The organism is Bifidobacterium sp. LH_512 (genome assembly GCF_056356435.1).
On the sequence record NZ_JBKEUE010000001.1, the window covers coordinates 930,411 to 947,253 of the forward strand.

Sequence of the window (16,843 nt, forward strand, 5' to 3'; positions counted from 1 at the left end):
GATTATAGCGGTATGACGGTATCAGCACGCCGACCTGCGGTATTCGATGCATGTAATGCAAGAGGTCCCATGGAATATTCCATGGGACCTCCCTGTTGCGCACTCCCCTATCCGGGAATGTTGATGGTCGCCAATGGTGTGAAACCGCACAATCCGCAATCGCACAATCAAGCAATCATCGCATCATCAGGCAACCGTTTCTTCCGTTTTCTTGCGGCTGACAAGCCACATGGAAACCAGCGCGATCGCATACAGCACGGTCAGCACCGGAATCAGCGTCATATAACGGTTCTCCGCATTCGACGCATGGGAGACGATGAAGGATGCCAGCTGATTGCCGGAAAGGCCTGCGAACGCCCACGCGCTCAAGGCGAGACCATGCACGGTGGAAACGGATTTGATGCCGAAATGCTGATCGAGCAGCACCGGCAGCGTGGAGAAGCCGCCGCCGTAGCCGGCGTTGACGAAGAACAGCATGACGAGCACACTCCACAGAATGCCGTTGGCGATGCTGCCGGTCAGCAGCTGCAGCGCACAGACGGCGATCGACATGATCAGCAATGCCTTGTATGCGGTTTCGCGACGTTTGCAACGATCCGACAATGCGGAGAAGCCGAGACGTCCCGCCGCATTGAAGACGGCGTCCACCGCGAGCACGGTGCCGATGATGCCGGCGATGGCCGTGGAGAATTCGGTCGCGCTCAGGCCGGCGTATTGCGGGCTCATGTGCAGCACGTCGGAAAGAATGTCCTTTTCCTGGGAGATGAGAGCAAGGCCGCACGTGATGTTGAGGTAGAAGGTGATCCAGATTCCCCAGAAGACCGGGCGGCGCATGATGGAAAGACGGCTGACCTGCGAGCTTTGCGCGTCATACACGTAGCCGGCGGGACGCTTGATGAGCAGCCAGCCGAAGATCATCATGACGGCGTAGATGACGGCGAGGATGAAAAACATGTTGACCAGGCCACTGGTTGCGATCAGCCATTCCATGACCGGGCTGGCGATCGCCTTGGCCAGGCCGAAGCCGGCTACGGCGATGCCTGTTGCAAGGCCCTTGTTGTCGGAGAACCAAAGCATGAGATTCTTGACCGGGGTCAGATAACCGACACCCAGGCCGATACCCATGATTACGCCGTAGAAGATGTATACACCCGGCAGGAAATGCAGCATGATGCTCGCGCCTGTGCCGGCAAAACCAACGATGAAGAAGACCAGTGAAATCAGTGCGGAACGTTTGATGTCACGCTCGACCATAGGGCCCAGGAACGCGGCGGACATGCCGAGGAAGAAAATCGCCAGCGAGAACGCCCATTCGATCTGCCCGGCGCCGACTTGGAATTCATCGGCTATCAGCTGCTTGAACACACTCCAACAGTAGACGGTACCGATGGAGATATGGATCAGCAGGGCCGGAGCCACGGCACGCACCCAACGGTTTTCGCGAATCGTTGCCATATCATCCCTTTCCGTACGGGACGTATATCCTCTCTTGTGCCCCGCACGGGAAACAGGCTACGCGAAAACACCCATGAAAAACGCACACCTTACTTGTGCGAAATTTCACAGGTGAGGTGGGTCACATTATTGTTCCTCCTGTAAGGCAACAACCATAGATGGCTCTATATCGGGGTGATATTGGTGTACTGCCCACATCATTTCCGATAATCACGATTCCGAAAAGATGAGAGAACTGTCACAACCCACATCTCTGTAAGCAAACCCATTCTCACGCCCCATTCCGACGCACAATGTGCTAGTGGCACACGCACAATGTGTGAGTATCACATACACAATGTGTAGATGCCACATACACAATGTGCGTCGGATGTCTTCCACTAGCACATTGTGCGCTGTTCCCACGCACATTGTGCGTTGATTCGGCGCACAATGTGCGTCACCCGGGCAGTCTACGCACATTGTGTATGTGGGACTAGCACATTGTGTGGGTGTTACATACACAATGTGCGTGTGAGACCAATACGATGTGCGACCACAGCTGTCACAGTGTACGGAAATGTTATATGCGGGAAGTGCTAAATGAGCGGAAGATGCTGATGCTTTAGAGTTCCTTCACCGCCGAATCCGCTTCTCCCCCGACAACTCCGCAAACGCAATGAGGGCCCGCTGGTTGCCCAGCGAGCCCTCATCTGCTATGAACCGTTATGCGTTCGCGCTAACGTCACTCGTTGTCGCCAGCGGTGGCGGCGGTGGCGGTGACGGCACCCTGCTTGTCGGTCTTCACATCGGAGTACACCCAGTCGGTGTAATCCGGGTGATCGTAGCCGTTGTCGACAGCGAACTGGAAGGCTTCCAGACGGAAGGCTTCGAGCTTGTCGATGTCGGCGGCGTACTTGTCGGCGTCGATCATGCGCAGAGCTTCAGCGACGAGCTCGTAGCGGTCGATGTCGTTGACACGCACCATGTCGAACGGCGTGGTGGTGGAACCCTGCTCCTTGTAGCCGTGAACGTTGAAGTTGTCGTGGTTCGGGCGGTCGAAGATCAGGCCACGCACGTCGTGCGCATAGGAGTGGTAAGCGAACAGGACCGGCTTGTCTTCGGTGAACAGCTCAGCGAACTCCTCATCGGAGAGGGCTTCGTTGTTTTCCTTGGCGGACTGCAGCTTGATCAGATCAACGACGTTGACGACCTTGAACTTGATGCCCATGGCGTTCAGCTTGTCGGCGGCGGCCATGATTTCCTGGGTCGGAACATCGCCGGCGGCGGCCAGCACGACCTGGACTTCGTCGTTGGAGGCAGCGTTGGAAGCCCACTTCCATTCGGCAGCGCCCTTGGCGAGCTCTTCACGAGCTTCGTCCAGGGTCAGCCAGGTGGCGGCCGGCTGCTTGCCAGCGAAGATGGCGTTGATCTGGTTGGTGGACTTGTAGCACTTCTCGGAGACGGCCAGCAGCATGTTGGAGTCGCACGGGAAGTAGATGTTCACGACGTGATCGTTGTTGAACGTCTTGTTCAGCAGGACGGAGGTGACACCCGGATCCTGGTGAGAGAAGCCGTTGTGATCCTGACGCCACACGTGGGAGGAAACCAGCAGGTTCATGGAGGAGATCGGCTTACGCCACGGGATCTCACGAACCGTAGCTTCCAGCCACTTGGCGTGCTGGTTCAGCATGGAGTCGATGACGTGCACGAAGGACTCGTAGGAGCTCCAGATGCCGTGGCGACCGGTGAGCAGGTAGCCCTCCAGGAAGCCTTCCATCTGATGCTCGGACAGCTGCTCGGTGACCTGGCCGGTGACAGCCATGTGCTCATCGGTCAGCTCGGACAGGTAGCCGGCGGTCCACTGCTTGTCGGTCACGTCGTAAGCGGCCTGCAGACGGTTGGAAGCGGTCTCGTCCGGTCCGAAGATGCGGAAGCTGTCCGGGTTGTTCTTGATGACGTCGCGGGTGTAGACGCCCAGGCGGCGGGTAGCTTCGAGCTGGCCCCAGCCGTGGCCGTATTCCTTGACTTCCTTGACCTCATACTCGTCGAGGTTCGGCAGCACCAGTTCTTCACGGATGCGGCCACCGTTGGCGTTCGGGTTCTCACCGATACGCAGTTCGCCGGTCGGCATGAAGGCGGTGACGTCCGGCTTCACGGCGCCGTTCTCGTCGAACAGCTCTTCCGGCTTGTAGGATTCCATCCAGTTCTTCAGCACTTCGAAGTGCTCTTCGGTATCGCGGGCGGAAGCCAGCGGCACCTGATGGGCGCGCCAAGAACCTTCGGTCTTCTTGCCGTCGATGTACTTCGGGCAGGTCCAGCCCTTCGGAGTACGGAAGATGATCATCGGGTAGAACGGACGGGTCATGTCGTCGGTCTGAGCGGCGGCCTTGATGTCGCAGATCTCATCGAAGATGGTCTCGAACAGCTCGGCGAAGCGGCGGTGGATCGACATGTGATCTTCATCGTCGAAGCCGGCGACGAACTCGTACGGCTCATAGCCCATGCCGTGGAAGAACTCGTGCAGCTCTTCGTCGGAGATGCGGGCCAGGATCGTCGGGTTGGCGATCTTGTAGCCGTTGAGGTGCAGGATCGGCAGGACGATACCGTCGGTGCGCGGGTTCACGAGCTTGTTGGACTGCCAGCCGGTGGCCAGCGGGCCGGTTTCAGCTTCGCCGTCGCCGACGATGGCAGGAACGAACAGGCTCGGGTTGTTCATCACAGCGCCGTAGGCGTGGGACAGGGCGTAGCCCAGTTCGCCACCTTCGTGGATGGAGCCCGGGGTTTCCGGAGCGAAGTGGGACGGGATGCCGCCCGGGTAGGAGAACTGGCGGAAGAACTTCTGCAGGCCAGCTTCGTCCTTGGTGATGTTCGGGTAGTACTCGGTGTAGGTGCCGTCCAGATAGGACTGAGCGGTACCGGCCGGGCCACCGTGGCCCGGGCCCATGATGATCACGGTGTTCTGGCCGTGGTCAGCGATGAGACGGTTGATGTGGCCGATCAGGAAGTTCAGGCCCGGGGTGGTGCCCCAGTGGCCGACGAGACGGTGCTTGACGTCTTCGCGGGTGAAGGGCTCCTTCATCAGCGGGTTGCTGCGCAGATAAATCTGGCCGATGGAAAGATAGTTGGCGGCGCGCCAGTACTTGTCAACGCCTTCGAGAGCTTCCTCGGAAACCGGAGCGTTCAGCTTCTTCCAAGGGGTGCCAATAACAGGACTCGTCATGTGTACTCCTGTACTCCTGCACATTTACTGTGCGATTGATACTAACGTTTGATGACCGCCATGTACGAAACCTTGCGATTCCGCGCATAAGCTCGTCACCAATCACTTCGGTATATTACGAGCCGTGCGCGACTTTGGGCTGTTTTTTTGCAAGTATGTTTGATTCTGTTAAGAAAAATTTCGTTTTTGTGATTATTTCATGACCGATTTGTGAAAGATGCAAATGTGTCAGCACTTAACAAAAAGGGCGGAAAATAGCCATTTAAGGGCATTGAATACAATTTCCCGCGTTCGTTTTGGTGAATATCCGTGCGGCGTGTTGCTTAAACAAACGTGAGGGTTTGTTATGTTTTCATATTCTCGGGAAAGCACCTCCCGATATGGAAGAATGCGCGGCACGAAGCCGTTTCTTTGTCGCCTAACAAGGTCAAAATAGGATATACTGTTCATTTCCATTCCATCCGTGAAAACTGTGTCTATATATAAGGGAGAGTGTTATGGCAACAGGTCCTGTGCTCGTCGTTGATTTCGGAGCCCAGTACGCCCAGCTGATCGCCCGCCGCGTGCGTGAGGCCAATGTCTATTCCGAACTCGTGCCGCATTCGATGCCGGTCGATGACATACTGGCCAAGGATCCGCAGGCCATCATTCTCTCCGGTGGACCCGCTTCCGTATACGAGCCGGGTGCCCCGACCATTGACAAGAAGATCTTTGAAGCCGGCGTTCCGGTACTGGGCATCTGCTACGGCTTCCAGGTCATGGCCCATGAGCTCGGCGGCGACGTCGATAAGGCCGCTCTGGGCGAATACGGCAAGACCGCAACCGTCATCGACAAGGCCGAAGGCCTGCTCGCCGGCTCCCCCGCCGACCAGGACACTTGGATGAGCCACGGCGTCGCCGTCAAGACCGCTCCGGAAGGCTTCGAAGTCCTCGCCCACACCGAAGGCGCACCCGTCGCCGCCATGCAGGATGAATCCCGCAAGCTGTACGGCGTGCAGTGGCATCCGGAAGTCAAGCACACCCCGCTCGGCCAAAAGCTCATCGAAACCTTCCTGCACGAATGCGCAGGACTGGGCAACAATTGGGACGCCTCCAGCATCATCGAAGACCAGGTCGCCAAAATCCGCGAACAGGTCGGCGACGCCCAGGTAATCTGCGGCCTGTCCGGCGGCGTTGATTCCGCCGTCGCCGCAGCCCTCGTGCACAAGGCCATCGGCGACCAGCTCACTTGCGTGTTCGTCGATCACGGCCTGCTACGTAAGGGCGAGGTCGAACAGGTCAAACACGACTTCGTTGAAGCCACCGGCATCAAGCTGATCGCAGTCGACGCGGCCGACGATTTCCTCACCGCACTGGCCGGCGTGAGCGAACCGGAACGCAAGCGCAAGATCATCGGCGAAAAGTTCATCCGCACCTTCGAAAAGGCCCAGCGCCAGGTCATCGAAGAAGCCGGCGCCGAAGGCAAGGAAGTGAAATTCCTCGTACAGGGCACCCTGTACCCGGACGTCGTCGAATCCGGCGGCGGCGACGGTGCGGCCAACATCAAGAGCCACCACAACGTCGGTGGCCTGCCGGAAGACCTGAAGTTCGAATTGATCGAGCCGCTGCGCACCCTGTTCAAAGATGAAGTGCGCGCCATCGGCACCGAACTGGGTCTGCCGGATGAAATCGTCTGGCGTCAGCCGTTCCCGGGCCCGGGCCTCGGCATCCGCATCATCGGCGAGATCACCAAGGAACGCCTCGACCTGCTGCGCGAAGCCGATGCGATCGCCCGCGAAGAGCTTTCCAAGGCCGGTCTGGACCGCGACATCTGGCAGTGCCCGGTCGTGCTGTTGGCCGACGTGCACTCCGTCGGCGTGCAGGGCGACGAACGTACCTACGGCTCCCCCATCGTGCTGCGTCCGGTGTCTTCCGAAGACGCCATGACCGCCGACTGGTCCCGCCTGCCGTACGACGTGCTGGCCACCATCTCGACCCGCATCACCAACGAATGCCGCCAGATCAACCGCGTCGTTCTCGACTGCACCTCTAAGCCGCCGGCAACGATTGAGTGGGAGTAGTCGAAAGGCTATTTTGAAGCCTCGATTTTCCGTCCGCTGAGTACCGCAGAGTGTCGCAGCGTACGGAAGAAACGCAAAGCCCCCAGCAACTTGGGGGAATAAATTGAGCGAGATACCCCCGATTTCCACTTGAAATCGGGGGTATTTTTTATGCTTTGACCTGCTGTTTTAGGAAGCTTTACTCCTAATTGCCGTACAGGGCGGACATGGCGGCACCCCACGGACGGGGAGTAAAAGGTTTGTTGGGGGAGTAAATTGTCCCAGTCGCCTGTCCCAGTGGGGCAAAACGGACCCCAAAACTCAACTGAAACTCAACGGGGCGAAATATGGTGGCTTTTCAGCAAAACCGCAGGTCAACAATGGGGAGTAAAAAATTACTCCCCCAAGCGATTTTATCGGCTTTAACCCACTTCGAATGGTGGGTTTCGGGCATAAGAAAAGCAGGTGTTTTACTCCCAATTGCGGGGGTAAAGCCACCTGCTCGCGTTTCAGTAAATATTTACTCCTAGAATTTGGCCTTCCAGTCGGCGTATTCCTCCGGCGTGATCTCTCCGGATTCCAGCTCGTTTCGCTTTGCGGCCCAGGCCTTGAGCATCTGGGTCGTCTTGGGCGCCTTCTCGGCAGACGCGTCGATAGAAAGACCAGAGCCATCCTCAGCGGGCACGATGCCGAACTCGTCCTCCAGCTGCAGAAGGAGGCCCAGGAGGTCTCGGGCGTTCTCTACCCCGAAGTCCTTCAGGGCAAGCGGGGAGATGTCGAGGGCTTCGGCAATGGCCTCCACCTGAGGCTGCTTGGGGGTCCTGAAATCCGTCTCGTAGTGGCGGATCGCACCCTCCGAGACGCCGATCCTCTCGCCCAGTTCTCCCTGGTAGAGCCCGCGCAGCTTGCGGTAGTACCTGATCTTCTCGCCAGTCGTCATCTTCCCTCCTGAAAATCTAAACCTCGTAATTCTAGCACCGTACGCAAACGTACGCAATTTCTTGACAGTACGAAAGCGTACGATTATGATTCGCTCATATCAAACGTACGTAATCGTACGATATTAGGAGGACAAATGAACCAGGAAGAAAACAGGCCCACCATGCTCAACGCCGAGCAGGTCGCACAGAGGCTGAACATGTCGAAAGGGTTCGCCTACAAGATCATCCAGGAGATGAACGAGGAGCAGATCAAGAAGGGTCGCGCGGTGGTCAAGGGCCGCGTCCGCTCCGACCACTTCGAGGCAAGATTCTTTGCCGGTGATGAAGATGCCCGTATATAGAAGCGAGAACGGGACGTTCTACTCCCAGTGCTTCTACCGTGACGGCAGGGGCGCGAAGCGGCACAAGGTCAAGAGGGGCTTTGCCACCGAGCTCGAGGCGCTCATGTGGGAGAAGGACTTCCTAGCGGTTCACAACGGCACCATGGACATGCTCTTCGCGGACTTCGTCGACGTGTACGCCACCGAGATTAGGCCTCGAATCAGGGAGCACACCTGGCTGACCAAGGAGTACATGATCAAGGACAAGATCATCCCCTTCTTCGGGAAGATGAGGATGTCCGAGATCAAGCCCATCGACGTCGTCCGCTGGCAGAACCAGCTTATCGACCACAAGGACGCCAACGGGAAGCCGTACTCGGCCACCTACCTCAGAACCATCAACAACCAGCTGAACGCCATCTTCAACCATGCCGAGCGCTACTACGACCTGACGGGCAACCCGTGCAGGAAGGTAACGAAGATGGGCTCGAAGAAAGGCGGAGAGATGAACTTCTGGACGAAGCAGGAGTATCTGAGGTTCTCGGAGGCCATCATGGACAAACCTCTTTCCTTTTACGCTTTCGAGGTCCTCTACTGGACAGGTATCCGCTGTGGAGAGCTCCTCGCCCTCACCCCATCCGATTTCATCTTCGAGACCTCGGAGCTCAGCATCACGAAGTCGTATCAGCGTTTGAAGGGCATCGACACCATCACCGACCCGAAGACTCCGAACTCCGTGCGAAGGATCGCCATGCCCAAGTTCCTCGCCGAGGAGATGAAGGAGTACCTGGAAGACTTCAGAGACGACCTTGGTCCCCATGACCGCATCTTCGACGTGACGAAGTACTACCTGACGCACGAGATGGAGCGCGGATGCAAGGAGTCCGGAGTCAAGAGGATCAGGGTCCATGACCTGAGGCACAGCCATGTCTCCCTGCTCATCGAGATGGGCTTCTCCGCGTTGGCGATCGCTGATCGCGTTGGCCACGAGAGCACCGATATCACCTACCGTTACGCCCACCTCTTCCCGAACAAACAGACCGAGATCGCCAACGCTCTTGAGTGCACCAAGGAGGGCTAGCCATGCCCTGCCCTAACTCCGCGCGCAAGAGGTCGAAGACCATGGCTTTCAGGGTGAGCCCGGAGGAATACGAGCGGATCACCAATTTGGCCAAGTTGAGCGGGATGGACAAGCAAGATTTCATCATGGCCAAACTGATGGATCACGAGATAGTCGTAAGACCCTCTACGAGGGTCTACAAGGCCTTGAAAGACGCAATGGCGGAAATATACCAGCAACTGCTCAGAATCCGCGCAGGAGGCGAGCTGGACGCCTCAATGGAGGAAACTATCGGACTGCTGGCGAAGTTCTTTGACGGCCTTGCGCCAGCTGCAGACACCACCAGCAATATCGACCGAGAATACGAAAGTGTTTGGGATCTTGAGAGATACTAGGGTGTCCGTTGGTAGGGACAAGGTGCCATCGTACTCATCGTAAAATTCTTCTGGCATTGATACACAACGACAGGGGTTTGGCATATGAATTTCAATGCGTGCGTAAGGCCCGAAACCATCAGCAGCCCAACTAGCTTGGCGCATCCTTTTGGACGCGCCAAGCTAGTTATCCCCAATCAAAAGAACGATTATGGGAAGAATGAATCCGCCACGCTCGAAGACCTGTATGGGATGGAATTTGTAGCGGCCTACGTCCTTTGTAACGCTTACGCAAACGGTGAAGCGAAACCTCAGGCCGTTTTATTTCGATTTGAGAACTGCGATGTTCTGCTTAAAGTTAATCGGTGTTCAGGTTGTTTAGAGATGCAATTGGAAGCTCTTGATCTTCGAGCAATCCGTTATTCAGTCCCACTCAATCAAGATTGCTATTACTGGCAACTCGACTATAGTTCCTTGCATTTAACTGGGAATACCCTGATTTCTTTCAAGCTCAAACTGGACTCATCAAGCAACGATGCACAACGAGCTGAGTTTAACCTTGGAAATGGGAGGATAATCTTTTCACCTGCTGAAGGTTATCAATCTTCTTATTGAGTATCTCGGCATTCTTTCTTCTGCCAATGCCCTGGCGGGCAGATCCACCGCCCTTTCGGCTGGTTCGGGGGCACAGGCATGCCCTGGCGGGCAGATCAGCGCCTTTTCGGCTGGTTCGGGGGCACAGGCATGCCCTGGCGGGCAGATCAGCGCCTTTTCGGCAGGTTCGGGGGCGCAGGCATGCCCTGACAGACGGCTGCATTGCCCATATGCGTTTTGCGCGCGAGGACCCTGTTGCTCCTGTCAAAAGCGTGGCGAAATGAAGTGGCCCAAAAGAGGGCAGCAGAATACCGAAATCCCAGCTTGAAATAGCTCAGCTATTTGTCACTGTGCGGTTCTGCCTGCTGTGATTAGCCATGCACTGCTGGGGAAGACTCATCTGCTAGAATTGCTTGGACGAAAGGAGACGCAATGGTACTCGACAGATACGCGCGATTTGCTGACAGCGCCGACGTGCTCTCTTGCCCCCTTTGCCACAGCGCCCTGAAGCTGCAGGAAGGGAGCCTCGTATGTCCGAAGAGGCACTGCTTCGATATCGCAAAGCAGGGGTACGTAAACCTTCTAGGGCCCTCCAGGCAGTCAGCCCACTACAGCAAAGAATTCTTTGAGAGCCGCATGGCAATCCTGGAGGCAGGGTATTACGACCACGTGAAAGAAGCCGTCCTCACCGCGGTAGGAAGGGCCCTTTCCCCAAGCGAGGGTCCTGCAGCTGTGAACGCGACGCCATTCCGCGTGCTCGACGCGGGATGCGGAGAAGGCTTCTATGCACGTGCAATCCGAGAAAACCTCTGTGTCGACGTGGTGGCGTTTGACCTCTCAAAAGACGCCATGCTGATGGCGGCCCGCCACGATTCCAGAAAGGCGGTCAAATGGCTGGTTGGCGACCTGACGAACATCCCCGTGCTGAAAGGCTCCATCAACTGCGTGGTGGACGTATTCGCTCCCTCGAACTACGACGAATTCAAGCGCGTTCTCACCCCAACCAGAAACGCCTCCGCGCCAGGAGTGCTGGTCAAAGTGGTTCCAGGCAGCAATCATCTTACGGAGCTGCGCCACCTTGCTGAAGGATTTTTGCGCAGCAAGGAATACTCAAACCAGCTGGTGACCGATTGCTTTGAGAAGCACTTCAAGATGACCGACCGCATCAAGGTGACGCGCACCTTCGAGATGTCCGAAAGGGACGTCCGCGTGTTCGCCGAGATGACGCCGCTGCTGTTCGGCATCGACGCGGAGTCCCTAAATCTATCGCGTGTGAAAAGCATCACCATCGAGGCTGAATTGCTGGTGGGCACCCCTCGCTCCCAAGGCCCTTCATGAGCTCAGCCAGCTCATCATCCTCTTAATTGCAGGGCTGAAGGACAGCCCTTGTCAACCGCCCCAGAAGAAATCTGGCTCTTCGGTGGTTTCTGTGGGAGAGATTCCGGCATAGGCCCAGCTCAGCGGGCGAAAACAACGATCTGGAACTGAAACGGCCCCGGGAGGGGCCGTTTCCGCGTCATCCGCCTATGATTGCTAAGCCAAATTCAGACAACCGAAGAGGTGTGACGCATGAAGAGTCTACTACTTCTCGCCCTCGGTCTGGCCCGCACGGTCGTCCTGGGCGCGCGCATCGAGGCCGAGCGCATCGTCGTGAGCGTCCGGCTCTACAAGCGCGAGCAGCGCCGCTGCCCCGTATGCGGCAGGGCCTGCGACTTCTACGACATGGCGAACCGCGGGGCCCCCAGGCTGTGGAGGGCGATGGACCTGGCGCGCTCGGCCTGCTACCTGGAGTACGCGCCCTGCAGGGTGCGCTGCCCGGAGCACGGCGTGCGCACCGAGGCCGTCCCCTGGGCGCGGCACGGGGCGCGCTTCACGCGCGACTTCGAGGACTGGGTGGCGTGGCTGGCGGTCCGCTGCACCGCCTCGGCGGTCTCCGAGCTCGCCCGCGTCGAGTGGCACAGCGTGGGCGGCGTGTGCAGGCGCGTCTACGCCGAGCTGGAGGCCGCGCGCGGCGCCTCGAGGTTCGACGGCGTGCGCCGCATCGGCATCGACGAGACGTCGTACAAGAAGGGCCACAAGTACGTCACGGTGGTCGTCGACCACGACCGCGGCTGCCTCATCTGGGCGCACGAGGGCACCGGCAAGGACGTGCTCAACCTGTTCCTCGACGAGCTCACGCGCGAGCAGAGGCGCGCCATAGAGGTGGTGACCGCCGACGGCGCGAGGTGGATAAGGCAGCTGGTCAAGCGCCGCTGCCCCAACGCGAGGTGGGTCATGGACCCCTTCCACGTGGTCCAGTGGATGAACGACGCGCTCGACGCCGTGCGCTGCGAGGAGTGGAACGCCGCCAGGGCCGCCGCCAGGGCCGCCAGGCCCAGGCCCGAGGGCAAGCGCGGCAGGCCTGCCAAAGGCGAGCTGCCGCCCGAGGAGGTCAGGGCGCTCGAGGAGGAGGCGGCCTCCATCAAGGGCAGCCGCTACGCGCTCGTGAAGAACCCCGAGGACCTCACCGACGGCCAGAGGGCGAGGCTCGAGGCGCTCAAGAAGAGGGCCGGCTCGCGGCTGGTCAGGGCCTGGGAGCTCAAGGAGGACCTGCGGGCCGTCTTCCGGGCAGCCGACGGCTCCGAGGCCGCCGAGCTGCTCGACGACTGGATGCACAGGGCCGCCTACTGCAAGATCGCCAAGGTCGTCGCCGTGGAGAAGAAGGTGCGCCGCCGGCGCGACGACATCATCGCCGCAGTCGAGCTCGGCATCAGCAACGGGCGCGTAGAGGCCATCAACAACAAGATCAAGGTGACGGTGAGGATGGGCTACGGCTTCCGCAACACCGACAACCTCGTGGCCCTGCTCATGCTCAGGTGCGGCGACTGCCAGCCCCAGCTCCCGGGTCGCCCGGTGAAGGCGAGGAAGAAGGGCGTGAAGGGAGCGAAGAGCGTTGCTGCCTAGGCTAGCCCCTTGTCACACAAACTACCGAAGCCTCAGATTTCTTCTTGGAGTTTTTTAACCTGTTCATCTCCCAGCAAAGAGATGACCCCAAATGTTTTTCCTGCATACTCCGGCTGCTCCATACAAGCCTGCATCAGAGCAACAATTGCTTTTGCCTCATTGGGATTAGTCTTACCGATACGCTTGCCGTTTGCAGTCCGATAATTTACAACAGCGGGCAAGAGAACACTATTGCTGCAATCCCGCAGGGGCTTAATCTTAAAGTCATAAGAAAGCCAGTTTGAAAATCCAATAATCTCCGGTACGCAACGGAAATGTTCTCGGAGCATCAACGGCTGGAATGTGGTTGCCGCAATATCATAGATTGATGTCTTGGCATCATAAAGGTGGTCATTGGGGATTTTGCCGGCAATGTACATTTCTTTCAGCATATTCGTCTTATCAACCTGAACGCCGACCGCCATAGGGCTAACCTGCTTATCGTCACCCACGATAACCAGTTTTTTGCCCATATACAAAATAGCCAGAGAAGAAATATCCGACTGACTGGCTTCATCAATGATGATAATATCAAACTTATTGGTACTGGGATTTAGACTTTCCAATGCTTTACCAATAGGCATAATCCAGCCAGGAACAGCACTTTGGCATTTAGCCATCAATTCACGGGCTTTGGCACGATACATCGGAGCATTTTTACCCGTTCCCTTGCCGATTTTCTTGACAGTCTGTTTCCAGCCTACCAATGCTTGCTTCATACTGATATCATGCTCAGTCGTCCGCAAAAGATTGTACCAGGCAGATTTCTCGGCATACTTTGCAGTAATGCTGCGATATTCTTTACTGAGGCTAAGACTATGCTTTTGAAGTTCCGAGAAAGGCTCCGCAGTAATTTCTTCAATGATCTCATAGTACTGTTTCCATTTCCAAGCATCATCGATGTCACTTGGAACAGCCGATTCCCCATGAATACCGTTTCGGGTACGAATAGCGTCAGCCCACTGAGGTGCCACCGGAGCCAGACGATTCAAATAGCCTTCACGCTTGGCTTTCAGACTTGTCTTGTCGTAGGTTTCTTCCAAAATTGCGAAGGCATTCCGATATTCATAAGGCTTATAGCCTTCCGCAGCTAAAAGTAGCGCTTTGCAGACATCGGAATGCATACGCTTCCCCATCTGAAGAATATTGCGGTTCTCCTCCAGCTCCTTCTGCTTGTCGGCAATCGCCTGAACCACTTTAAAAATATCACAGATCTTGGGGATGGTATTTCCAAGAGCTGTCAAGATTTTCTCAGTGGATACGATTTCAGAATCCTGCACATTGCTCTGGAAAATCACATCACAGGGCAACCCCACAGCATCCATTCGCATGGTGAGCACTTCATATTCTTTCTGGAACCAATTCAGATACCGTTGAACATAAGGGATATAGTTTGCGGCAACTCGTTCTGGCTCAGATGAATCCAGATCATAGAACTCAGGAACACCATGCTTGGAAAACAGATCATTCCAGTAAGAGGCACACTGATCCCGCATCGACTTCATTTCCATAACATGAAGAATCAGCTGGCAATCTTCTGCTGTCTGTGGCTGCTGCCCATTCACAGTTGCACCATTCAACGCCACCTTCAGCTGCTTATTGAAAAACAGCGTAAGTTTTCCAACCTCCCTATTCTGTTCGTATTTCTCCAGCAACTGTTTCATTGCTTCTGCATAATTAGGGTCTTGGCTACGAATCCGAACCTCTTTGCCGAATTTCTCATCGGTCAATCTCTCAGCATACGCAGAGGTATCCTGAATCTGCTGAATCAGTCGAATCCACAACTGTTTATATGCATCCCCCTTCTTTCCATCTACAACGCAATACAGCATCCAAGGCTCTACTTTGGGAAATGCTGCAACGTAGTTTCGCAATTGATCAACAGCTTCTGCTTTCGGATAATTTAGCGTCAACTGGCCGAAAGGCGCAGAAATCCGTATTTTGTTTTCAGCGGACAGATTCTGAATTTCCCACTGAATGTTTTCAGAAATAGTGTCAAGATGAGACCGCGCTGAATTTAGAAAATTACAATTCTTTTCGAAACTACTCGGAGACATCACATCATTCGGATTTGGAAGATCGTGGTCGAATTCAGATTCATCTTCTGTGGAAATAACACCATTGCTCCAATACAGCTCAGATAATTCTGTAGCAGTAAGTGGCAACGGCTCATAAAGTCGGACTGTACCAGGAATGTAGGATAGAGTTTCACTATTTTCCTGAACAAATTTTGCAGCCAAAGAGGGAGAAATCTCCTCTCCATTATAAACAATACAGTTGCATTCCTGATTGATAATAGAAAACAGTTTCTTTCGGGTTTCCGCAAGATCATGAATAATCTGTTTCCGCTCCCGCCCCAAGGCCTCCATCTCCTTTTCAAGCTCAAAAGAGGTGTACTGAGACATATAACTTGTAATTCCATCGATGGATTTTTCCATATCCACATTCGAATCATCCAGCATGGAAACACACAGGCTTTGCAGACCAGGGGCGATCTTTTCTTTCAGAACACTCAATGCTTTTTGCGTATGACTGGTCACCAAAACGCTCTTGCCTTGGGCCAGAAAGTGCCCCATCAGGTTCGCAATGGTATGTGTCTTGCCTGTACCGGGAGGGCCCTGCACCAAAACAGCGTTATAGCGCTCAATTCGCCGGGCGATCTCCAGCTGTTCCTTATTAGCTTCTTTAGAAAGCAGAATATCTACGCTCTCACCGCCGACTGCTGCAAGCTGTTCCTCAATAGAAACTTCTCCGAAATCCTCGGGAATATCGATTTTACCACCCTCGACAATATCGCCGATTGGGGCAGGGACCTCGCCGGTTTCCTCGACATGCTCAATAATTTGCTCAATGGCTTTCAGCGTACCATCCATGCGTTTGCGTAGGATATAGCATGGATTACGGTACAGCAGGAGCCTTTCTTTTTTCTGCCAGTTATCAGGAATACCATCTTCAGCATAGATACTCTCCGAAGAAAGCTGGTGGACAAATATTTTAAGAAATACAGGCAGCTCATTACGGTCCAGAGGATGATAATCATTCTGATGGAGGTCATCCCTCATGTGGTTGATGGAAGATAGGTTGATCCCGTCCATGCTCTGGAACATTACGGTGTACAGCTCAGTTTCCACAGTGGTGTCTACGATATATATCGTATTCGCCACTGCATCATGCCGAATCTTTACGCGTCGAGTCAAAATAGGATGATCCAGTTCAGGCATATCCCGATCCCGGAGAAAGCCGTCAACGACCACCAGTTCCAAGGTTTCAGATTCACGCTCCAAATCGGTACTGATCTTATAGAGTTCAGAGAACAGATCTCTGGTTTTTTCCAGCATTTTCTGCTTTTCAGCCCACACATCTCGCTTTGCCGTCCAGGCACGAAATGTTGATACACGTTCTTCACTGTCGGTGAAAAACTCTTTATATGTTTGATTTTCTTCGTCAATGCGCTCCCTGTCATCTTTCGCAATTTCTTCCGAAAGATGTAATTGATTTAAGGGCCGAAGAATAAAATTCTTAACTCTGGCTTTATCATGGTAATTGTCCCAGCCTTGTTCCAGCCAATTTTCAAAGTTGGGATTGGGGTCTGGGCAATTCTGGAATTCAGGCTTATGGACAGCCAGCAGCACATCTGTCGTATTCTCAGTGTCTTCCTCTTCTACTCGATCTCTGTAATAGACTTTGATGTTTTCCTGGTCATCAGGAAGAGAGTTGATGGAGCGAGACCAAGGATAATCCGATACCCTAAGTACCACTTTTTGCTTTAATTCATTCAATTCTTCAATGAATTTAAAGAGTGACAGTACTTTTTCCTGCTTGGTGATTTTCTGTTTTGCTTCAGCGGTTGCAATCATATTATCCAAGATTACACCT

At 55.1% G+C, this 16,843-nt stretch carries 11 protein-coding genes; 7 read left to right on the plus strand and 4 right to left on the minus strand.

Features of this window, described 5'->3' with window-relative positions; translation table 11 throughout:
• Positions 1-186: 186 nt before the first annotated feature.
• Together AC1AWD_RS04085 and AC1AWD_RS04090 are read right to left on the minus strand one after the other, a co-directional pair.
• Positions 187-1,455 carry an OFA family MFS transporter gene (locus AC1AWD_RS04085; RefSeq protein WP_476563932.1) on the minus strand — a complete coding sequence of 423 codons (1,269 nt, stop codon included), beginning with the start codon at positions 1,453-1,455 and terminating at the stop codon, positions 187-189.
• Positions 1,456-2,179: 724 nt separating this feature from the next.
• Positions 2,180-4,657: a phosphoketolase gene (locus tag AC1AWD_RS04090; RefSeq protein WP_476563933.1), complete on the minus strand. Its 2,478-nt coding sequence runs from the start codon at positions 4,655-4,657 to the stop codon at positions 2,180-2,182.
• A 497-nt stretch (positions 4,658-5,154) separates the two neighbouring features.
• Here AC1AWD_RS04090 and guaA point away from each other — a divergent pair, with 497 nt between their 5' ends.
• Positions 5,155-6,717: a glutamine-hydrolyzing GMP synthase gene (gene guaA, locus AC1AWD_RS04095; RefSeq protein ID WP_476563935.1), complete on the plus strand. Its 1,563-nt coding sequence runs from the start codon at positions 5,155-5,157 to the stop codon at positions 6,715-6,717.
• 505 nt (positions 6,718-7,222) lie between these two features.
• Here the strand turns inward: guaA and AC1AWD_RS04100 are convergent.
• A complete protein-coding gene (locus tag AC1AWD_RS04100; RefSeq protein WP_025296209.1) occupies positions 7,223-7,636 on the minus strand; it encodes a helix-turn-helix domain-containing protein in 414 nt (137 codons plus the stop codon).
• A gap of 135 nt (positions 7,637-7,771) precedes the next feature.
• Here AC1AWD_RS04100 and AC1AWD_RS04105 point away from each other — a divergent pair, with 135 nt between their 5' ends.
• The 6 genes from AC1AWD_RS04105 (at position 7,772) to AC1AWD_RS04130 (ending at position 12,928) form a co-directional block, all read left to right on the plus strand.
• Positions 7,772-7,978, plus strand: coding sequence for a hypothetical protein (locus AC1AWD_RS04105; protein ID WP_024963414.1), 207 nt, complete (start codon positions 7,772-7,774; stop codon positions 7,976-7,978).
• Entirely contained in the window at positions 7,959-9,038 is a 1,080-nt protein-coding gene (locus AC1AWD_RS04110; RefSeq protein WP_476564577.1) for a tyrosine-type recombinase/integrase, read from the plus strand. The genes AC1AWD_RS04105 and AC1AWD_RS04110 overlap by 20 nt, the downstream gene beginning before the upstream one ends.
• 2 nt (positions 9,039-9,040) lie before the next feature.
• On the plus strand, positions 9,041-9,412 hold the full coding sequence (locus AC1AWD_RS04115) for a plasmid mobilization protein (RefSeq protein WP_058985406.1): 372 nt from the start codon (positions 9,041-9,043) through the stop codon (positions 9,410-9,412).
• 84 nt (positions 9,413-9,496) lie between these two features.
• Positions 9,497-10,006 (plus strand): hypothetical protein, encoded by a 510-nt coding sequence (locus tag AC1AWD_RS04120; protein WP_148335440.1) that lies wholly within the window; start codon positions 9,497-9,499, stop codon positions 10,004-10,006.
• 411 nt (positions 10,007-10,417) lie between these two features.
• Positions 10,418-11,323, plus strand: coding sequence for a putative RNA methyltransferase (locus AC1AWD_RS04125; protein WP_476563937.1), 906 nt, complete (start codon positions 10,418-10,420; stop codon positions 11,321-11,323).
• Between the two features lie 231 nt (positions 11,324-11,554).
• Positions 11,555-12,928, plus strand: coding sequence for an ISL3 family transposase (locus tag AC1AWD_RS04130; RefSeq protein WP_476563938.1), 1,374 nt, complete (start codon positions 11,555-11,557; stop codon positions 12,926-12,928).
• Positions 12,929-12,960: 32 nt separating this feature from the next.
• Here AC1AWD_RS04130 and AC1AWD_RS04135 read toward each other — a convergent pair whose 3' ends face one another.
• Positions 12,961-16,824, minus strand: coding sequence for an AAA domain-containing protein (locus AC1AWD_RS04135; protein WP_476564579.1), 3,864 nt, complete (start codon positions 16,822-16,824; stop codon positions 12,961-12,963).
• Between the last annotated feature and the right edge of the window lie 19 nt (positions 16,825-16,843).